The following is a 19,940-nucleotide window of genomic DNA, read 5'->3' as shown; positions in this document are numbered from 1 at the left end:
TTTCCACCGATACTACATACGAAAGGAAGGGTTCATATGCTCTTGATTAAACTTAGTACCATTGGTCTTTTACTGTTTCCTGTGATGAATGGTCAAGATCAATTACATATACAATTTCCAAATCATATGCCAATATCTATAGAACGAGATTCATTAAATATACCATTGGTAGATGAACCAATAATGGACGAAAATCAATATGAGGAATTAGTTTCAGAAGTGCAAAATCGGGTTTATAGCCCGCCTCAGAATGCTTATATCAATGAGAATAATCAAATTATTTCAGAAAGAGCGGGCTACAAACTTAATGAAAGGAAATTTCGTGAGCTTGTTCATTCCTTCTTCTTTTCCAGAGGATCAGTCAATACGGAAGCCCCCCTTATGACCCTACACCCCAAAGTCGATAGTGAGATCCTTGCTCACATCCGGACACAGCTTATTGGGAGATACGTCACATATTTCAATAAGCATAATGAGGAACGGACTCAAAATATTGTTTTAGCAACCGAAAAGATCAATAATACGGTTGTGTTCCCCGGAGAAGTATTCTCCTTTAACGGCGTTGTAGGGAAAAGAACAAAAGAAAAGGGATATAAAAAAGCCCCCGTGATTGTAAAAGGGGAACTCTCAGAAGATATAGGGGGTGGGATTTGTCAGGTATCATCCACTTTATTTAATGCCGTTGACCAGGCAGGCGTAAAAATATTGGAACGGTATCATCATTCAAAGAGGGTTCCATACGTGCCAAAGGGCAGAGACGCTACAGTTAGCTGGTATGGACCTGACTTCACTTTTAGAAACGCTTATAACCAACCACTGCTCATCCGTGCAAAAGTAATGGGCGGGCAAGTTATCACTTCGATTTATTCTTCAGATCTTATCAATGTGGAAAAAAGAAAGGTACCTAGCGCTTCACAACAATTATCTACGGAGAAAGATGTGGATAAATCTATTCATGAATAGTGTTATGGAAATGAAAATGCACCTCCTGATTGAGGTGCATTCATTATTAATGGTATTCTAAAAATTCAATTCGATTTCCAAATGGATCTGAGACGAAAAAGCGATCTCTACCGTTAATCGGTGTATCTTCTTTTATACTGATTCCTTTTTCTAATAGGGTACGCTTGAGCGCAGCTAAATCTGTAACAAGTAGACCCGGATGCGCTTTTGTTGCTGGTGCAAAATCATTTTGTACCCCTACATGAATTTCTTGTGGTCCATATTGAAACCAACAGCCGCCCCTCCCTTGAAGATTTTCAGGTTTCGGTATTTCCTTCAGACCTAGAATTTTACCAAAGAACTTTCTAGCTTCCTCTTCACAGCCTTTTGGACCAGCAAACTGAATATGATCAATCCCTTTGAAAATGATGCTCATCCCCTCCCCCTTGATTCCTACTCGTTAATTTTACCATAATATTCAATTCGCCATAAAATGGAAAAACACCTCACAAACAAGGTGTTTTCCCAGTCATTACTATTGAAGTTGCTTGATCCCATCCATCACGGTGGATAATAACAGATCCAGATCTTCCTCTTCTATGTTTAATGGTGGTGATAAAGTTAGCACATTATTGTAACCAGCGACTGTTGCCCCATTTTTCCCTATGATTACCCCTTTTTGCTTACAGTATCCAATCACCTCATTGACCTTCGATACGTCTAAAGGTTCTTTTGTTTCCCTATCACTTACCATTTCAATTCCAATTAACAGACCCTTTCCTCGGACATCTCCAACATATCGATGATCTTGTAAATGATTTTTCAACGTGTTCAATGCCTTTTCACCAAGATCAGCAGATCGTTCAAAAAGCTTTTCACTCTCCATGATTTCAATGTTTTTCAAAGCAAGGGCACATGCTGCAGGGTTTCCACCGAATGTATTAATATGGCGGAAGTAATCATATTCCTCAGATCCTTTAAACTCTTCATATATCTCACGCTTCACGGCTGTTGCTGATAGCGGAAGATACGCACTCGTAATCCCTTTTGCCATCGTGATGATATCCGGCTTCACATCATAATTCATGAAACCAAATGGCTTGCCTGTACGACCAAAGCCACAAATCACTTCATCGACAATCATAAGTGCTCCATGCTTCTCACAAACTTCTTTCGCCGCTTTCATATATTCATCTTGTGGAATGAGAATCCCACCTCCTGTGATGATCGGTTCCATGATCAACGCAGCCACTGTTTCACTTAATTCCCAGGTCATGGCTTGATCAAGTGCCTTTACTCCAGGAAGATCATGTGGATTTTTCCCCGATGTTTCATCGCGATAGCTATCAGGTGGAGCGATATGGATAAACCCAGGAGCTAACGGCTCATACTTATATTTCCGCTGTGCCTGACCTGTTGCGGCCAGGGCCCCCATGGAATTCCCGTGATACCCTCTATATCTGGAGAAAATTTTATACCGTCCGTGTTCCCCTTTTTGCTGGTGGTACTGCCTGGCAATCTTAAAGGCGGTTTCATTGGCTTCGGATCCACTATTGGAAAAGAAAATGACATAGTCATCCCCAAGTAATTGATTTAATTTCTCTGCAAGCTCGATAGCCGGCTGATGACTTTGTGTTAGTGGGAAGTAAGCCATTTTCTTAAGCTGATCATAGGCTGCCTCTGCTAATTCCTGTCGACCATATCCTACGTTTACACACCATAGCCCTGCCATGCCATCCAGAAATCTTTGACCATCCTTATCTGTAATCCAGGACCCGGCAGACTCTGTAACAACCATTGTTCCATCGGGATTGTATGGTTTCATGGAATGCCAAATGAGCTTTTCATCATTCCTTAACCATACATCTTGAGATTGACCTGCTTTCACCATGAAAGTTCCCCCTAACTCTGATTAAAAATCAAATCGAGAAGTGATCATTTTCTTCCTAGTATAGAAATTTACTCCGTCTTTACCGTTTACATGCATATCCCCATAGAAAGAATCCTTCCACCCTGAAAATGGGAAGAACGCCATTGTCGCAGGAACACCAACGTTAATACCCAGCATTCCAGCGTCTGCTTCTTCTCTGAACTGTCGGACTGCCTTTGCATCTTTCGTGTAAATCGTAGCACCATTTCCATATCTTGATTGACGAATATAATCAAGACCTTCATCCAGATCCTTGGCTCTCAACAAACTGAGGATAGGGGCAAACATTTCTTCTTTTGCAATGGTCATATCCGGTGAAACATGGTCAAAGATTGTTGCACCCAAGAAGTTTCCTTCCTTGAAGTCATCCATTTCTTTACGCCCATCCCGTAAGAGGGTTGCACCTTCCTGCAGTCCTTTGTCAATATAACCCAGTGTCTTCTCTCGATGTTCTTTTCGAATGACGGGAGTGAGAAGCACTTCTTCGTCCATCCCGTTACCAATACATAATTCATCTGCTTTTTTACTTAATGCCTTAACAAACGGTTCATTATCCCCTACAACCACTACGGCACTGCACGCCATACATCGCTGGCCGGCACTGCCAAACGCTGAACTGATAATATGCTCAGCCGCTTTATTCATATCTGCATCAGGCATGACAACATGATGATTCTTCGCCCCGGATAGGGCCTGAACCCTTTTCCCATGAGAGGCAGCCTGTTGGTACACATATTTAGCCACCGGCTGAGACCCGACGAAGGATATGGCTGCAACATCTTTATGCTCGATCAACCCATTTACGACATCATGTGCACCATGCACGACATTCAATACACCATCGGGCATTCCTGCATCTGTTAATAACTCTGCAAGCCTATTGGCTAAAATCGGGGTTCTTTCAGATGGCTTCAACACGAAAGTATTTCCACACGCAATTGCAAGCGGGAACATCCACAGGGGTACCATCATAGGAAAGTTAAAAGGCGTGATCCCCCCCACTACACCAAGTGGATATCGGAACATCTCTGAGTCAATATCCTCTGCAATACCACTCAGCGTTTCACCCATCATTAACGTCGGTGCACCACAGGCGAATTCCACGCACTCAAGCCCACGCTGCACTTCACCATACGCCTCTTTAAATGATTTACCATTTTCCTGTACAACCAGTTTGGCCAACTCCTCATGATTGTCAGAAAGTAAAGAATGGTATTTATATAGAATACGGGCACGTTTTGGAACCGGCGTCTTCTTCCAGGTTTGTGAGGCTTGTTTAGCAGCTTTCACAGCCATAGCGACGTCTTCTTTAGTAGAAACCGGAACTCTTGCAATCTCTTCATTTGTAGCAGGATTCACTACTTGTAACGTCTGTGAGCTAAGAGAATCAACCCATTCCCCTCCAATGTAATTCTTTAATACAGCTACGTCTTTTTTAATGATCGTCATATTCTAGTTCCTCCTTATTTTTTCATCGGATTTTTCTCCGTGGTGTAGGACCTGTCGTATAGTTTATAGTTTTATTATGAAAGAAATTGTCAGTGGTTTCATTAGACATTGTGTAAAAGAACCTGACTTCTCAATTTGACACTTTACCATTAATTAATCTTCGACTTTTTCAAAGAGCTAAGTGGTTGCAAATAATCATGGGCAGCAAGGAGGAACTCGATGGCCACACGTTTATCAGAGGTCATGAAATCATCTCCAAGCAAATCTTCAATTTTTTTGAGGCGATGGTAGAGTGTTTGTCTTACTATAAATAGTTGTTTCGATGTTTCCTGTTTTGATCCCTGACATGCAAGGAAAACCTTCAACGTCTTCAATAGACTGCCATCATGTTTACGATCATAATCAAGGAGCGGTGTGAGGTACTCTTCGATCATTTCCCACAGATTAACATTGTTGTTAACGATTGAAATCAGCCTGTATAAATGCAGATCATCAAAGAAAAAATACGCTTTTGAAGCATCCACCTTTGACTGAAACATGAGACTGTCTTTAGCTGTTTCATAGCTCTTGTGAATTTCCATCGTCTCCATTTGGTATTTGCCAGTTGCAAATACTGTTTGTGAAGAACCTTTAAAGAAATCAGACTGAAGAATCTTTTCGTAGGCAGTGGCGACTCTCGATTTCCAATCTCCTGTCCTCCTTGTGTCCAGAAGAATGAAGATGAGCTCATTCCCTACTCTTTCGGGTAACACACGAAAACCCTGTTGTTCAAAAATACTTCTGGTGACAAGATTAAAATAGGTGAAATCAATCGGCTCTTGTTCATTCAGCCTATTCGTCTGGCAAATACAGACGACTCCACCATTGACTTGTACTTTTAAGTCGGCTAAAAATGCGGAGAGTCTCTCATAGGACTGTTCTCCTTTTAACCAACAGGTAATCCATTTGGAGTCTTCTAACCGTTTTTGCTCGTTAAAATACAATTCTCTCATTAAATACTGGGCTAGCGCCGTTGAAGTTCTGTCCAATATGAGAAGCTCATATTCACTAAAAGGATGATCGCTTCTGTATATACATAACTCTGCATATTCCTGGTCAAATAAAATAACTTTAGCGGAGGCAAAATGGTGATTACGGGAATCTTTATGACTGTGATAACATTTCCGTATTCTCTCTTCATCCGGTGAGCACATGAGTGGATAGACTTCCACCTCTTGTTCTTTCAACTGAAAGAGTACAGGTACAGTAAGCTCCTTATGTAAAACCTGAAGGATCTCTCTGAAGTGATTAACCCCGAGCAGCCTTCTGTTTAACTCCTGTGCATATGAATCCAGTTTTTTTATCATGTCGTATTGCTGATTGATGAGTACGGAGTGAATATCCTGAGTTATACTAACGAACGGAACTTCCCTTTGAAACACGATAATAGGAAAATCAAATGCATCTGCACACTTTAATACAGAAATCGGAATTGTGGAAATATTTGTATCAAGTTCAATGCAAATGGCTGCTGCTTCACTCTCGATTAACTGTTGAAGGAGTGAAAGAAAGGTCTTTTCCTCCTGTAAAGCGATTCCTGTAGAAAGAATCAGTTCATTTCCGTTAAGAAGATTTTTTATCGAAGTTACTTCGACTACATGGACCCACTTCACCTGACGGCTGAGACCATTGTGCCCAGCAATCACTTTAGCATGTTCAAAGTACTTTCTTTCTAGAATATCTTCTACTGAGAAATAGTAATTACTTTTCATTTTTCTCTCCTTATGTTCTGCCTTAGGAAAATGGAGAAAAAGGATTGGCGGAACCAATCCTTCATTTTGCTTTTAATCTTCTATATAGGGGATGGCAAACTGGATTTCTTCACTCCACCATTTCATTATTTCTTCATCTGATAGCTGTTGTGAAGATAAGACGGCTAACACCCAATCGATTAACTCATCAGACGTTTGCATATTTCCAGGAAAGAGTGTCAGTTCCTTTCCTTCACGCGGTCCCATAACGTCACTCATCCAAGTTCCCCCTTCAACTATTAGTTTTGAAGTAATAGATTTGAAAAATATTTTCGTGCATTTGCCGTTTTCACATGAAGAGTGGCACTTCTTTTATTTTCAGTATGCTTAAACAGAACAAATGCCCCACTTAGGTTCTCTGTTATTTTCTCAATTTTAAAGCCTTTTTGAATGAGAAAATCAATCTTATCCCGTTCACTTAAAAACTCTTGATAATCAGACATGACGACACCCCTTCTATCGTATCTTCAGATAAGAACTCCCCTGCTTCATGATCCAATGAAAACCATTCCTATTAAGAAAAACTTGTTCCTGTTGGGGATTCTTCCGAGACAACGACTTCTTCTTCGACTTGAATTTCCCAATCGCGACCGACAGACAATCCAAGATATTTCTCATCACTCGGGTCAATTAGTTCTGCCTGCTCGTATTTCTTAAACCACCAGAATTTAGCCAATACATAATAGCAAAGAGCTCCAACCCCGAAGCCGACTAAAAATGAGAAGTTTGGAACGTAATAGGCGGCAACTCCCCCAATAATCCATGAGATGAACCCGGCTAGATTCACTCCATTCATATACTTGAATTGTCCTTTTTCTTCATATAATGCAGGTACATTGACTCTTCGCTTCCTGATAAAATAATAGTCTGAAATTAAAATCCCCACGATGGCTGACAGTATGCCCCCTACGAATAGTAGAACTGGAATGATTACACCAAAAAGGTTCCATGGTTGTACGATCGTACCCACAATACCAGCAGTGATGACCCCTGCCCAGAACGGGAATTTAGGTCCCCCGACATTAGAAAATATTGTTGCAGCCGGAACGATATTCGCAGCTATATTCGTTGACCATTGAGCCAGGACGATCATCAGAAGTAGGACCCCTAAAACGAATCCGCTCGCTGCTTCTTGAAGGGCTACGACGGGATCATAATTTAAAACGGCAATATACGAAATCCCACCAATTAACACCATAAATGATTGAGTAATAGGGAGAGCTACAAGGTTACCAATGATTGAGCTTTTGTTTCTCTTAAACCAATTCCGCTCATTTTTTGGAGCTTTCATGAATCTGGAAATGGACGGAATATCAGCAGATAGTGTGGCCCAAAATCCCATATTACTAAAGATGACTACCAGAAAAGCAGTAAACGTGGCAGCACCTGTTACCGGACTTTCAACCCAGCTCCAAATGTCCCTTCCTTGAGAAGCGGCTGATTCAGATAAGGATGAATACATCCATACAGAAATAAGAATGATGACCGGTGCGGCAAGGTCGGCAAATCTTTCCACCGCTTTAATCCCAAGAGCTGTATTCACTAATTGAAGGACGGCAAAAATCACGAAACAAACAAACCAATTATCAAAACCAGATAAAATATTTAAAATACCATTCATCGCTGTTGCACCAAAGTAGGTGTTTATTCCAAACCACATTGATGCTGCCAAACCACGAACTACAGAGGGTATATGGGTTCCCAGTGTTCCAAAAGGTGCTCTCATATAAACTGGAAATGATACCCCATGCTCAATCCCGATATCCCCGGTTAATGTAATAAATAGACCAATCGCAAGAGACCCAATAATGGTGGCCAGAACAACAAGAGGCAGAGGTAGGGATACGACCCCGGCTCCCCCAATGGCGAAGGTTGCAAGAACGACAACCATTCCAACCCACATAAATGAATAGCCAAGCTTGGTGATTTTTCTTTCGCTCTCTTTAATCGGTAATAAATCCGGAGACTTTAAATAACTTTTCTTCATCTTGAACACCCCTTATTTGTTTGCTTCGAATGGCAAAACCATATCTTTGACAAGAGAGGCCGGAGGAAGGTAGTCTCCCTTCCTCTGGCAGGAGTTGTTCTACAGTTAAGATGCATTATTTTCTAAAGTTTTTAAGACTTAGAGGATTGAAGTGCTTCACTCTCTTCATTTGAAAGAAGCTTACCGTATTTTGCTCTCTTAATATACTTTCCGGTTCCCAGCTTACCGACAAACTTTTTGTCTTTAATGACATATTCACCCCTGGACAATACAGAAACAGGTTCACCTTTTATCTTCATGCCTTCAAACGGGTTATAATCTGCTGCCATATGATGAGTTTCAGCACTTATCACTCTCTCAGCCCTTGGATCGAAAATGACCACATCTGCATCAGAACCTACAGCAATGGTCCCTTTCTGAGGATAAAGACCAAACAGCTTTGCACTACGCGTAGACATGATATCAACAAACTGGTTTAAGCTTATCCGCCCTTTTTCAACTCCTTCTGAGAATAATATGGATACACGGTCCTCAACAATCGGTCCGCCATTCGGGATTTTAGTGAAATCATCTTTCCCAAGATCTTTTTGCCCTTGGAAATCAAATGAGCATTGATCAGACCCTAATGTTTGCAGCTGTCCACTTTTCAAGGCATTCCAGAGAACATCTTGGTGCCACTTCTCACGAAGGGGAGGCGACCAAACATATTTAGCTCCCTCAAAGTTCGGACGCTCTAAATAGGTTTGATCAAGCACAAGATACTGAGGACATGTTTCTCCCCAGACATTCAATCCTTTACTTCTTGCTGCTGAAATCTGCTCAACGGCATCAGAGCAGGAAACATGCACAACATATAATTGGGAATCTGCCAATCCGGTTAGTTTAGCTGCGCGGCCAGTCGCTTCACCCTCCAGTTCAGGCGGTCTCGTCAGCGCGTGATAAATTGGTTCCGTTTTCCCTTCCTCTAAAGCCTTTTCGGTCAAATACTCAATAACGTCGCCATTCTCGGCATGTACCATGACGAGTGCTCCTAATTCCTTCGCGGCTATTAAGGTTCTAAATAGCGTTTCATCGTCTGCCTGGAATACATTTTTATATGCCATAAAGACTTTGAACGAAGTAATCCCCTCTTTATCCATCACCTCAGGAAGCTGCGATAGAACCTCTTGATTGATTTCCCCGATCATTAAATGGAAACTATAATCGATGACTGCTTTATCCTTAGACTTCGCATGCCATGTATCAATGGCATTTTGAAGTGGTTCTCCCTTATTGGTCAAACAGAAATCAATGAGTGTCGTCGTTCCTCCAAACGCTGCTGCAATGGTTCCACTCTCGAAATCATCCTTTGATACCGTCCCACCGAAGGGCATTTCCAGATGAGTATGGGGATCGATCCCACCGGGAAAAATGTACTTTCCTTTCGCGTCAATTATTTCTGCATTGCTAGTATCAAACCCTTTACCTATGGCTGCGATCTTCCCATTTTGTATAAGCACATCCGCTTTATATGTGTCTGTTGCCGTCACAATGGTCCCATTTTGAATAATTTTATTCATTTCCAAACCTCCAGATTTATTTCGCCGCGTTTACTTTAGCTTCGGATAAGCTCCCTACTACCGCTTGACGTTCATTCCATGTCATTGGCATATGGCCACTTGGAACCTCTATCATGTCAATAGCCCCATCAACCGGACATACAATCGAGCATAAATTACATCCGACACAATCTTCTTCCCGCACTTTTAAATAGCTGTTTCCTTTAGGGTCTTTCAGCATGTCAATGCATTGATGAGACGTATCTTCACAGGCAATATGACACTTATTGCAGTTAATACAAACATCGGTGTTGATTTTTGCCACAACACTATAATTAAGATCAAGATTTCCCCAATCAGAAAATCTCGGTACTGATTTTCCGACGATATCCTGGACTGAAGCAATCCCTTTTTCATCCAAATAATTATTTAAGCCATCAAGCATATCCTCGACTATTCTAAAACCATGATGCATAGCAGCAGTGCAAACCTGAACCCCAGATGCTCCCATAAGCATAAATTCAACGGCATCCTGCCAATTGGATACTCCTCCCATTCCTGAGATCGGAACGTTGATACGAGGATTTCTGGCGCATTCGGCAACCATGTTCAATGAAATTGGCTTCACTGCAGGTCCGCAATAACCTCCATGAGCACCTTTTCCGGCTACATGCGGAATGGTATTCCAAGAATCCAGATCAACACCTGCTAAACTGTTGATTGTATTGATCATACTTACTGCATCTGCTCCACCCCGGACAGCGGCTTCAGCTGTGACAGTAATGTCTGTAATGTTTGGCGTTAATTTTACAATTACAGGTGTCCTGGCCACCTCTTTGGCCCAAAAGGTTTGTTTCTCGACGAGTTCTGGTACCTGACCGGACGCAGATCCCATTCCCCGTTCAGCCATTCCGTGTGGACATCCGAAATTCAGCTCCAGCCCATCAACACCGACGTCTTCAACCTTCTTTACGATTTCATGCCATTTTTCTTGTTTAGGCTCTACCATTAATGATGCAATGATTGCATGATTCGGAAATCGCTTTTTTGTTTCATAGATTTCCTTCAGATTCACTTCTAAAGGTCGGTCGGTAATGAGTTCGATATTGTTGAATCCTGCTACTTTTTGACCATTAAAGCTTACAGCTGCGAACCTTGAAGATACATTAATAATAGGCTCCCCTAATGTTTTCCATACTGCACCACCCCAACCGGCCTCGAATGCTCTTTGAACCTGATAACCCGAGTTCGTTGGTGGCGCGGACGCCAGCCAAAATGGATTAGGTGATTTTATTCCTGCTAAATCAATGTTTAAATTTGCCATGAGTTCCCCCCCCTAGGACAATCTTAATTCACGTGGACTTTCTCCAATTGTGCATGTAAATGATAGGCGGCAAGCTTCCCTTGCTCTGCAGCCGTAACGACCATTGCTTCTCCTACTCCCTTACCAAAAACAACGTCTCCACAGGCGAAAATCTTTGGATTAGAGGTTTGGAAGGTTTCAAGATTAACCTGTACAACACCGTCTGAATGCTCCAGATCGAATTGTTCAATAAGTGATAGATGACGAGTTTGGCCAATCGCCTTAATGACTGCATCAACAGGAAGCACAAACTGTGAGCCTTTGACAGGAATCGGACGTCTTCTTCCATCCTCACCAGGCTCTCCTAACTCCATCTTGATACATTCGATTCCCGTTACTTCTCCTGCATCATTTCCTATAATTCGCTGAGGTGACGTTAGCCAGCGGAATTCTACTCCATCCTGTTTTGCAAATTCGTATTCAAAATCATAAGCAGTCATTTCTTCTTGTGTACGTCGGTATAAGATTTTTACATTGTCTGCTCCTAAGCGGACAGAACAGGTGGCTCCATCGATGGCTGTATTCCCCGCTCCGATCACCACCACTTTTTTGCCTACATAATCTTGCGACAGCTTGCCACTTTTCGTGGCCTTAACAAATTCAATGGCGTCATGAACACCTTTTAAATTTTCCCCTTCAATTTTCAAATCTGGAACATGGGACATTCCTGCTGCCAGGATGACAAAATCATGTCTCTCTACGATTTCATCTGCAGATATGTCTTGACCAACTTTTACGCTGGTTCGAATATCGACATTCAATTTCTTTACCTGGTCCACTTCCCAGAAAGATACGCTCTGGGGAAGGCGGAAAGACACAATTCCATAAGTATTCAAGCCTCCCGCTTCTTTTTCAGCTTCATAAATGGTCACTTCATAACCGAAGCGTGCAAGTTCCCTCGCAGCCGATAAGCCGGCTGGTCCCCCTCCGATAATCCCTACTCTAATCCCGTTTGGCTCCCCTGCTTCAAATAGCACAGTGTCGTTATGTCTTGCCCAATCTGTTGCATATCGCTGCAAGTCTCCAATCATGATTGGCTTAGTAGAATGATTCAGTACACAGGCCCCTTCGCACAACTCTTCTGTCGGACAGACCCGCGAGCAGCTCGCACCCACAGGATTTGCAGACATGATTGTTTTTGCCGATCCTTTCAAGTTCCCGGATGCAATCTTTTTAATAAATGAAGGTATATCAATGCTTGTGGGACAAGCTGTTATGCACGGAGCATCATAACAATACAAGCAGCGATTCGCTTCCTCCACGGCTTCCCTATTGGTCAATCCCTCATGGGCTTCGAGAAAATTCTTCTCAAGATTGAGTAATGAAAGTGTGTTAGACAAACTGACTTCCCCCTATCCATTTCCTATTGATTTCCATAACCTGTTAAACACCCCAGGACTGACAATGATGTTCACCGTCAGCCTCAATTTATTAAGGAAGTAAAGCCGTCATATCGTTATAAGTTTCTGGCCTGCGATCTCGATAGAACTGCCATGTATCCCGGACTTCACGTAATAGCTTCTTATTCATTTCACCGATAATGACCTCATCACTATCTCTGCTTCCAATGGAAACAAAGCTGCCTCTCGGATCGACTAAATAGGACTGTCCGTAAAATTCACCCATATTCCACGGACCCTCAAAACCAACACGATTAATAGCTCCTAAGTAGTAGCCGTTTGCCACCGCATGGGCTGGCTGCTCAAGCTTCCATAAGTATTCAGATAAACCGGCTACGGTTGCAGATGGATTGAACACAATTTCTGCCCCTTTTAATCCTAATAAGCGGGCCCCTTCCGGGAAGTGACGGTCATAACAAATATAAACTCCTACTTTTGCATATGCAGTATCGAATACCGGATACCCAAGGTTTCCTGGTTTGAAGTAATATTTCTCCCAGAATCCGTAACCATCCTCTCCAACCCCAACATGTGGAATATGCTGTTTTCGATATTTTCCGAGATAGGATCCATCTGCATCGATGACCGCTGCCGTATTATAGTAAGTAGCTATTCCTTCTCTCTCATAGATTGGAAGAACGATGACGACACTCAGCTCTTTGGCTAACGCCTGAAACTGTTTTGTTGTTGGACCATTTGGTATTTCTTCAGCAGAATCGTACCACTTTGAATTTTGTTCGGAGCAAAAGTAAGGACCATAGAAGATTTCCTGTAAACAAATGATTTGAGCTCCCTTTTTTGCTGCATCCCGGACCAGTTCCAGATGTTTCTTGATCGCTTGCTCTTTATGGACGTCAACTCCTTCACTTCCATCTACATCATGAGAAGCTTGAATAAGTCCAATTTTCACCATGTCTGACATTTCATTACCCCCTACACAGATAGATTATATAAAATAGTAAGCGCTTTCATTGTTTTTTGCTCCATTGGTTCACACTTACTAGATTTCACTACTGAAATAAAAATCTGAATTTTAAGTATTTTCACTTTATTTTAACCCGTACATTCACAGAATGCACTATACATTCTGTAACACTAACTACGTTCCTGATTTGTCATTATGTATATTCAATAAAATGTATGGTTTCTCTTAAAGTAGCATACTTTCATTACGAATTTTGTAGAATTATTTGTTTTAACCTTTAGAAAATTCAGTTTTCAATCGACAAAAAAACAGGCTACCCTCTTGATTCATCATTCTCATTCCTGAAGGTCTGTGCAAGAGCAGTTGAACTTTCCTAATAAAAAAACAGCCTTCTCTACTGAAAAGGCTGTTTTTGTCAATAATCGTTATGAACTTACTGACTTCATCTCTAGTAATTGTTTCCTTCTAGGTCTGTATTTCACTACTTGTCCCACAAACCAACTCAAGACAGCCAACCAAATGACCAAACCAATCATCATTGCTGTTGAATAGGGAAGACCAAAACCTTCTGGAGCGTAAAAAATATACGAACTTACGACTCCTGTCATAAACAGTGCAGGAATACTGCAAATCCAGTGGAATCTTGCTTGCTGTAATAAATAAATGGCAGCAGTCCACAACATAACGGTTGCTACTACCTGGTTGGACCATCCAACATATCTCCACAGGAAAGTATAGTCAATTTGAGTAAGTAAAAACGTAGGGACTGCCACCGGAATAACTAACAAGACCGGTAGCCATTTCCCTTCAATCTCTTTCTTACGTACATCATTCAGTAAATCAGCAAGCATCATTCTTGATGATCTTAACGCAGTATCCCCAGTTGTGACGGGAAGAATGATTACACCCAGGACAGCAAGTATTCCACCTAACGTGCCTAACGTCGTTTTGCTGATTTCATTTACCACTCCTGCAGGTCCGCCAGCTGCCAATGCTTCTTGAAGCCCCGCTGTTCCATTAAAGAATGCCATACCTGCTGCAGCCCAGATCAATGCGATGATTCCTTCAGCCACCATTGCTCCATAGAATACTTTTCGTCCTTCACTTTCTTTTTTTAAGGTTCTGGCTAAGATGGGACTTTGAGTGGAATGGAACCCGGAGATTGCCCCGCATGAAACGGTAACCATTAGCAAAGGCCACAAAGGTAAATCATTTGGATGTAAGTTTTCAAATGTTAGATTTGGGACTGGATGTTCAAAGAAAAACAACCCAATTCCAATCGCCACTGCCATAAAGATAAGGATGGCTCCAAAGAACGGATAAACCTTTCCAATAATCTTATTAATCGGTAAGACAGTCGCAATGAGAAAGTATGTAAAAATAATGATAAGTGACGTCATAAAATTAAGCGGTGTCACCTCTGCCATTAGTTGTGCTGGGCCCGATGTAAAAGCAGCGGCTACGAGAATCATCAGCACGATCGATAAAATGTTCATAACGGATTGTACAGGTTTTCCTAAGTATTTTCCTACGATAGAAGGAAACTGAGCTCCATTATGCCTAAGGGATAACATTCCAGAAAAGTAATCATGAACCGCTCCAGCAAACAGGGTGCCAATCACAATCCATAGGAATGCTACCGGCCCATACAAAGCACCTAAAATTGCCCCGAAGATTGGACCTAACCCCGCAATGTTTAACAATTGAACCAGGCTTGCTTTCCACCAGCTCATGGGCATATAGTCCAAGCCGTCCTTCTTTGAGTATGCAGGAGTCACATTGCTATCATCAATACCGAAAATCTTCTCTACCACCTTTGAATAAATGAAATAACCTACTACTAGAATACAGATGGATGCAAGAAATGTTAGCATCACGATGTCCTCCCTTCAGTAAATGAATTTAACGTTTATTTTAATATGAGAAACGACAAAAAACAACAGAATTTTCTAAAAATATTATTTCTTCCGAATTAATAATCAATTTATATATAAGCTAAAGACTGACAAATAAACAATGTAAGGGATTACATTATTCAAAAAAAGTTTCCTAACATAATACATATATAGTGAATCATTCTGCTTGAATCGACACTCTTTTAAATAAAATCACAAAAATAAAATACACCTCTTAAAAGAGGTGCATATTACATGTTGGAAGCTACTGTACTTTTCCTTTTGCAAATTCTTCATGAGCTTTTAAAAATTCTTTATTATTCCTTTCCTTTGCAATTTCCAATGGAGTACGGTCATTTCCTGAATGTATCTCTTGTCCATCCCCGTGAGCCAGTAACAGGGACACAATTTCTTCACTTCCGTCGAAAGCAGCAATATGTAACGGTGTGTGCCCCGATGAATCGGGCTGATTGACATTCGCTCCCTGTTTTAATAAAAACTCCAGCAGTTCTTTAGAAGCTTTCCCGGCGATTCCAGCATGTAAAGCAGTATTAGAAGGAATGTAGGAAACTTTCGAATTTGAAATGGAATTGATATCCGCACCAAAATTCAGAAGAAGCTCGACGATCTCCTTATGACCATAATGTGCAGCCACTCCTAATGCTATTAAACCTTGTTCATTATCTGCGTTACAAAGATTTGTGTCATTTCTCAATGACTGTTCTACTGTCTCTTTGTCACCTGTTTCAATTGCTTCAAAAAATTCTTGAATGGTAATTGATGTCATTACATCCACCTCATTTTCACATAATTATAAATATTCTATCAATTGTATTCAAAAAAAGATAGAGATGACTCCTAAAATAGGAAGTCATCCCTATAAAAAAGTTACTGATCCAGTTTAAATTTAGCCAAAGCATCAGCTAATGCAGTGTTGACCGGCTCATCCTTCTGCTGAGTTTTCAAATACTTATTTACATCCTTTTTGTTTGCTTTGCTATTCTTTTCTTTTTTTCTTCGATCGTTAAAGGTTGAAAGTTTCTCTCTATGCCCACACACACAAGTGAACATCTGCCCTTCCCCTTCTCCTCTTAGATCTAAGCGTTTATGGCAATTAGGGCATCGCGCATTGGTTTTTTTGCTAATATTTTTGCGATGACCGCACTCGCGATCTTGACAGACCAATTTCTTCCCATGCTTATTTTTTATTTCCAGCATCAGATTTCCACAGTCAGGACATTTGGTTCCTGTCAGATTATCATGAGAGAATTTCTTAGTAGAGTTCTTGATTTCATTAACCGACTTATTCGTATAATCTTTAATCTCTTTTAAGAATACTTGTTTATTAAGAGATCCATTTGCGATTTTTTCAAGCTTTTGCTCCCACTCTGCTGTCAGTGTCGGGGATTGTAATTCAAGAGGGGCCAATTCCAATAATTGCTTTCCTTTAGACGTAATAAGAATTTCTTTTCCTTTCGGTTCAATCACTCCTGAGTTAAAAAGCTTTTCAATTATATCTGCCCTTGTCGCGACTGTACCCAGTCCCCCTGCTTCATGTATGGTGTCGAGAAGATCTTTGTTACTTTCTTTCATGAATATCTTCGGGTTTTCCATAGCGGATAGAAGTGTTCCTTCATTAAAACGGCCGGGAGGATTCGTCTGCCCTTCTGTTTCTTTTATTGACAGAACGGAAAATATATCCCCTTCTTCCATTTTTGATAGAAATTGATCTTTTTCTGAATCAAAATCATATACTTCTTTCCAACCGATTTCTACAATCCGCTTTCCTTTCGTCTGAAAGGTTTCAGTCCCAATCGAGGCTTCTATCGTCGTTTGTTCATAAAGATATGGAGGGTAGAATACAGCTAAGAAGCGTTTCACGATTAGATCATAGATCTTTCTTTCACGGTCCTGTAACTTTTGTAGGAAAGGTGTCTCCTCCGTCGGAATAATGGCATGGTGATCTGTCACCTTTTGGTCATCCACGTATGCTTTTGAAAGTTGTTTTGAACTCTGCAACGCTAAATGAGCCATTTTACGATAAGGTTGTACACTGACCGCTTTCAATCTGTCCTTCAATGTGTCGACCATATCGCTGGATAAATGTTTACTATCTGTTCTAGGATAAGTCACCAATTTATGTTGCTCGTACAATTTCTGCATGATGGACAGTGTTTCTTTAGCAGAATAGCCAAAGATTTTATGAGCATCTCTTTGCAATTCTGTTAAATCATATAATGAAGGAGCGTGATTTTTCTTTTGTGATTTTTTTACTGACTGAATAGTGATTTCCTTTTTGTCCTTCAATAAAGTCATGACGTCTTTCATTTCGTCTTTAGAAAATGTTTTCGTATCTTTATTTTTACGGTTTGACCAAATAAACGTACCGCGATCCGTCGTGGCCTGTATGCCATAATACGTTTGTGGTTTAAAGTTCCTGATTTCTTCTTCCCTCTGTGCAATGATGCTTAACGTAGGTGTTTGTACACGTCCACATGATAGCTGTGCATTGTGCTTGGTAGTCAAAGCCCTGGTTGCATTCATTCCCACATACCAATCGGCTTCAGATCTCGCTTGGGCAGCCGCATATAAGTTTTCGTATTTTTTGGCATCTTTCAGTTTATTGAATCCTTCTTTAATCGCTTTATCGGTGACAGATGAAATCCATAACCGTTTCAGCGGTTTATTTACCCTGGCCTTCTCAATGATCCATCGGGCAACAAGTTCCCCTTCCCGGCCGGCATCAGTGGCAATGACGATTTCTTTGACATCCGGACGGTTCATTTGTGATTTCACTGAGCTAAACTGCTTCCCTGTTTTCTTAATGACCACAAGGTTAAGGGATGGGGGAAGCATAGGCAAATCCTCAATCTTCCATGCTTTGTAGCGGTCATCATAGCTTTCAGGCTCTGCTAATGTGACTAAATGTCCCAGGGCCCAAGTGACGATATAGTCGTTTCCTTCTAAGAATCCATTTCCTTTTTTCGTACACTGAAGTACTTTGGCAATATCTCTACCGACAGAAGGCTTTTCTGCCAGGACTAAAATCTTTTTCATGTAAAAAATCCTTTCAATACTAGGTGTTTTGTTTCTATATCTTTTCTATTTTAACATACAATAAAATGAATAGTGTTTTAGAGTTCGGAGCAATCACCTTTACATGTGGTTGGTTTCTCCCACGAAAAAAAGAGCATCTAGAGAGATGCCCCCTGTACTGTTTACCATCCCTTATGCGATAAATTCCCTTTAACTCTGAAGAAGAAAAAACTAGGAAGAGGCCGTCTTCCTAGTAAATGCTATTCTTCGTCTCCTTCTAAGAAGTCTGGATCTAACTCTTCAAATTCTTCATCATCTAAGTCGCAATCCCAGTCTTCATCGTCACAACCTTCAGGATTTACAAGGACACATACTTTCGTTTCTCCTATAACTTCCACTAGGAATTCACGTTCGACGTGAACAATGATTTTGTTACCATTTGGTGAAATAACCGCTTCGCAGCAATTCGGCTGTTGCAGTACTCGAGCACATACTTCAATATCATCTAAGCAATCAGGATCACGGTATTTCAACTTAATGCAGTCTGTATACTGTACTCTCTCTGTTACAACGGATGTCTTTGTGTTGTCACTGTGGGAGTACCATACGTTGATATCGTATGAACCGTGAATTTCAACCTTCTTGCCGACTTTGTGTGCTTCATACTGATGATTAATGATCCAGCAGCCTAAAATGCTCGATGGATTATGCGGCGGGCTAATCGTATGATGAGACTGTGTGAATTTACGTCCCTTCGCTACGACCGCTTTAGTAATAATCTCTCTATATTCTGCCATTCGAGCGAACCTCCTCATTCATTTTCAATTCATCTTATGCGACTATCTAGGTGTTTGTGCGAGTAAATTTAATTACATAATGGGATTGTTGCGAGATAATGTATTGTATGCGAATACCCATTGAATGTTCCGGAATGCACTACCCGTCACCATAGAAAAATGGTAAACTAAGATTCAGCAATGAAGTGTTGATTCGAAGAGGAGGATGTATTCATGTCAAAAAGCAAGGCAAGACGAAAAAGGGATCATGTCCTTAGAAATACGGGCCGGGATGTGACGAGGCTCCGAAGTACCTTACCAGACTTTTCAATAATGGAGCGCACAACTAAAACAAAAAAGGAAACATTAGCAAAAGATCAAACTAAACACAAAAAACGATCTCCGCATGAAAAGGACATTCCTTTAAGCAGAGATCGTTTTTATTTTAATTATCCACCTGTTTACACCATTCTTCTATTAAGAACAGCTTCCAGGCGTTGAGTTTTTCACTTGTGATCCAGTTTCACCACGGAGTAAGTCTCCCCCGGTGGTTTCAATGATTTGATCCGTCACATTATTAGAAATGACGGAAGCAACAATTTGCAGTAAATCATTCACGTCCGTTTGAGACTCTTTAAATTGTTGTACGACTGGAATGGCGTCGATTTCTTTTTCCAGGTTTTCAATCTTTTCTTCAACCATTTTTAACGCTTCTGTCTTACCATAGTGCTGGAAGTTAACCGCTTGTTTTTGTAAGCTCTTAATACTTGCGATCATTTCACGCACTTTTTGATTTTCGTGAATCTGAGCTTCTGCGCGTTTAAAGAAATCCACTTCTTCTGTTTCAGCAATCATCGTTGCAAGCTCTTCTGCCCGCTTCATAATATCGTCTTTTGTGTACTTTGCCAT

General features: G+C 41.0%; 18 protein-coding genes. 2 read left to right on the top strand and 16 right to left on the bottom strand.

Translation table 11 applies throughout. The features are described from left to right. The first annotated feature begins 36 nt into the window (after positions 1 to 36). On the top strand, positions 37 to 963 hold the full coding sequence (locus ACIFOD_RS10575) for a VanW family protein (RefSeq protein WP_430314546.1): 927 nt from the start codon (positions 37 to 39) through the stop codon (positions 961 to 963). A 46-nt stretch (positions 964 to 1,009) separates the two neighbouring features. On the opposite strand, the gene ACIFOD_RS10570 is transcribed toward ACIFOD_RS10575, so the two are convergent. The 15 genes from ACIFOD_RS10570 to ACIFOD_RS10500 form a co-directional block, all read right to left on the bottom strand. Beyond that, entirely contained in the window at positions 1,010 to 1,378 is a 369-nt protein-coding gene (locus ACIFOD_RS10570; RefSeq protein ID WP_430314545.1) for a VOC family protein, read from the bottom strand. Between the two features lie 99 nt (positions 1,379 to 1,477). Continuing rightward, positions 1,478 to 2,833, bottom strand: coding sequence for an aspartate aminotransferase family protein (locus tag ACIFOD_RS10565; protein ID WP_430314544.1), 1,356 nt, complete (start codon positions 2,831 to 2,833; stop codon positions 1,478 to 1,480). Positions 2,834 to 2,854: 21 nt separating this feature from the next. Then, positions 2,855 to 4,321: a CoA-acylating methylmalonate-semialdehyde dehydrogenase gene (locus ACIFOD_RS10560; RefSeq protein WP_430314543.1), complete on the bottom strand. Its 1,467-nt coding sequence runs from the start codon at positions 4,319 to 4,321 to the stop codon at positions 2,855 to 2,857. Positions 4,322 to 4,470: 149 nt separating this feature from the next. Continuing rightward, positions 4,471 to 6,072, bottom strand: a complete 1,602-nt coding sequence (locus tag ACIFOD_RS10555; RefSeq protein WP_430314542.1) for a PucR family transcriptional regulator — start codon at positions 6,070 to 6,072, stop codon at positions 4,471 to 4,473. A gap of 72 nt (positions 6,073 to 6,144) precedes the next feature. Further along, entirely contained in the window at positions 6,145 to 6,330 is a 186-nt protein-coding gene (locus ACIFOD_RS10550; protein WP_430314541.1) for a hypothetical protein, read from the bottom strand. 20 nt (positions 6,331 to 6,350) lie between these two features. Next, positions 6,351 to 6,554: a hypothetical protein gene (locus ACIFOD_RS10545; RefSeq protein WP_113968125.1), complete on the bottom strand. Its 204-nt coding sequence runs from the start codon at positions 6,552 to 6,554 to the stop codon at positions 6,351 to 6,353. A gap of 71 nt (positions 6,555 to 6,625) precedes the next feature. After that, the gene (locus tag ACIFOD_RS10540; protein WP_430314540.1) at positions 6,626 to 8,098 is read right to left on the bottom strand and encodes an NCS1 family transporter; all 1,473 of its coding nucleotides are present in this window, start codon (positions 8,096 to 8,098) and stop codon (positions 6,626 to 6,628) included. 131 nt (positions 8,099 to 8,229) lie between these two features. Further along, on the bottom strand, positions 8,230 to 9,657 hold the full coding sequence (hydA, locus tag ACIFOD_RS10535) for a dihydropyrimidinase (RefSeq protein WP_430314539.1): 1,428 nt from the start codon (positions 9,655 to 9,657) through the stop codon (positions 8,230 to 8,232). 16 nt (positions 9,658 to 9,673) lie between these two features. Further along, on the bottom strand, positions 9,674 to 10,960 hold the full coding sequence (preA, locus tag ACIFOD_RS10530; RefSeq protein ID WP_397551635.1) for an NAD-dependent dihydropyrimidine dehydrogenase subunit PreA: 1,287 nt from the start codon (positions 10,958 to 10,960) through the stop codon (positions 9,674 to 9,676). 23 nt (positions 10,961 to 10,983) lie between these two features. Then, positions 10,984 to 12,339, bottom strand: a complete 1,356-nt coding sequence (locus ACIFOD_RS10525; protein ID WP_430314538.1) for an NAD(P)-dependent oxidoreductase — start codon at positions 12,337 to 12,339, stop codon at positions 10,984 to 10,986. Positions 12,340 to 12,430: 91 nt separating this feature from the next. Next, entirely contained in the window at positions 12,431 to 13,321 is an 891-nt protein-coding gene (locus ACIFOD_RS10520) for a nitrilase-related carbon-nitrogen hydrolase (RefSeq protein ID WP_430314537.1), read from the bottom strand. A gap of 428 nt (positions 13,322 to 13,749) precedes the next feature. Further along, complete coding sequence (locus tag ACIFOD_RS10515) at positions 13,750 to 15,198, bottom strand: carbon starvation CstA family protein (RefSeq protein ID WP_430314536.1); 1,449 nt, start codon at positions 15,196 to 15,198, stop codon at positions 13,750 to 13,752. A gap of 286 nt (positions 15,199 to 15,484) precedes the next feature. Further along, entirely contained in the window at positions 15,485 to 16,006 is a 522-nt protein-coding gene (locus tag ACIFOD_RS10510) for an ankyrin repeat domain-containing protein (RefSeq protein WP_430314535.1), read from the bottom strand. A gap of 101 nt (positions 16,007 to 16,107) precedes the next feature. Continuing rightward, the gene (locus tag ACIFOD_RS10505) at positions 16,108 to 18,276 is read right to left on the bottom strand and encodes a DNA topoisomerase III (protein WP_430314534.1); all 2,169 of its coding nucleotides are present in this window, start codon (positions 18,274 to 18,276) and stop codon (positions 16,108 to 16,110) included. 239 nt (positions 18,277 to 18,515) lie between these two features. After that, positions 18,516 to 19,052 carry an outer spore coat protein CotE gene (locus tag ACIFOD_RS10500; RefSeq protein ID WP_113968133.1) on the bottom strand — a complete coding sequence of 179 codons (537 nt, stop codon included), beginning with the start codon at positions 19,050 to 19,052 and terminating at the stop codon, positions 18,516 to 18,518. A gap of 213 nt (positions 19,053 to 19,265) precedes the next feature. On the opposite strand from ACIFOD_RS10500, the gene ACIFOD_RS10495 reads away from it, so the two are divergent. Beyond that, on the top strand, positions 19,266 to 19,532 hold the full coding sequence (locus tag ACIFOD_RS10495) for a hypothetical protein (protein ID WP_430314533.1): 267 nt from the start codon (positions 19,266 to 19,268) through the stop codon (positions 19,530 to 19,532). Here ACIFOD_RS10495 and ACIFOD_RS10490 read toward each other — a convergent pair. Further along, complete coding sequence (locus tag ACIFOD_RS10490; protein ID WP_113968135.1) at positions 19,509 to 19,940, bottom strand: RicAFT regulatory complex protein RicA family protein; 432 nt, start codon at positions 19,938 to 19,940, stop codon at positions 19,509 to 19,511. The two genes, ACIFOD_RS10495 and ACIFOD_RS10490, sit on opposite strands and share 24 nt — an antisense overlap.

This window comes from Rossellomorea sp. NRS-1567, assembly GCF_050467885.1.
Classification (GTDB): Bacteria; Bacillota; Bacilli; order Bacillales; family Bacillaceae_B; genus Rossellomorea; species Rossellomorea aquimaris_C.
Note: the sequence above shows the minus strand (reverse complement) of the source record. Positions and strands in the feature narration are given on the sequence as shown.

Excerpts from the sequence above, each read along its gene's own strand:
- ACIFOD_RS10560 (WP_430314543.1), bottom strand. The coding sequence starts at position 4,321 with ATGACGATCATTAAAAAAGACGTAGCTGTATTAAAGAATTACATTGGA.
- ACIFOD_RS10550 (WP_430314541.1), bottom strand. The coding sequence starts at position 6,330 with ATGAGTGACGTTATGGGACCGCGTGAAGGAAAGGAACTGACACTCTTT.
- preA (WP_397551635.1), bottom strand. The coding sequence starts at position 10,960 with ATGGCAAATTTAAACATTGATTTAGCAGGAATAAAATCACCTAATCCA.
- ACIFOD_RS10575 (WP_430314546.1), top strand. The coding sequence starts at position 37 with ATGCTCTTGATTAAACTTAGTACCATTGGTCTTTTACTGTTTCCTGTG.
- ACIFOD_RS10545 (WP_113968125.1), bottom strand. The coding sequence starts at position 6,554 with ATGTCTGATTATCAAGAGTTTTTAAGTGAACGGGATAAGATTGATTTT.
- ACIFOD_RS10500 (WP_113968133.1), bottom strand. The coding sequence starts at position 19,052 with ATGGCAGAATATAGAGAGATTATTACTAAAGCGGTCGTAGCGAAGGGA.
- ACIFOD_RS10515 (WP_430314536.1), bottom strand. The coding sequence starts at position 15,198 with ATGCTAACATTTCTTGCATCCATCTGTATTCTAGTAGTAGGTTATTTC.
- ACIFOD_RS10510 (WP_430314535.1), bottom strand. The coding sequence starts at position 16,006 with ATGACATCAATTACCATTCAAGAATTTTTTGAAGCAATTGAAACAGGT.
- ACIFOD_RS10540 (WP_430314540.1), bottom strand. The coding sequence starts at position 8,098 with ATGAAGAAAAGTTATTTAAAGTCTCCGGATTTATTACCGATTAAAGAG.
- ACIFOD_RS10505 (WP_430314534.1), bottom strand. The coding sequence starts at position 18,276 with ATGAAAAAGATTTTAGTCCTGGCAGAAAAGCCTTCTGTCGGTAGAGAT.
- ACIFOD_RS10495 (WP_430314533.1), top strand. The coding sequence starts at position 19,266 with ATGTCAAAAAGCAAGGCAAGACGAAAAAGGGATCATGTCCTTAGAAAT.
- ACIFOD_RS10565 (WP_430314544.1), bottom strand. The coding sequence starts at position 2,833 with ATGGTGAAAGCAGGTCAATCTCAAGATGTATGGTTAAGGAATGATGAA.
- ACIFOD_RS10555 (WP_430314542.1), bottom strand. The coding sequence starts at position 6,072 with ATGAAAAGTAATTACTATTTCTCAGTAGAAGATATTCTAGAAAGAAAG.
- ACIFOD_RS10570 (WP_430314545.1), bottom strand. The coding sequence starts at position 1,378 with ATGAGCATCATTTTCAAAGGGATTGATCATATTCAGTTTGCTGGTCCA.
- hydA (WP_430314539.1), bottom strand. The coding sequence starts at position 9,657 with ATGAATAAAATTATTCAAAATGGGACCATTGTGACGGCAACAGACACA.
- ACIFOD_RS10520 (WP_430314537.1), bottom strand. The coding sequence starts at position 13,321 with ATGTCAGACATGGTGAAAATTGGACTTATTCAAGCTTCTCATGATGTA.
- ACIFOD_RS10490 (WP_113968135.1), bottom strand. The coding sequence starts at position 19,940 with ATGGCAAAGTACACAAAAGACGATATTATGAAGCGGGCAGAAGAGCTT.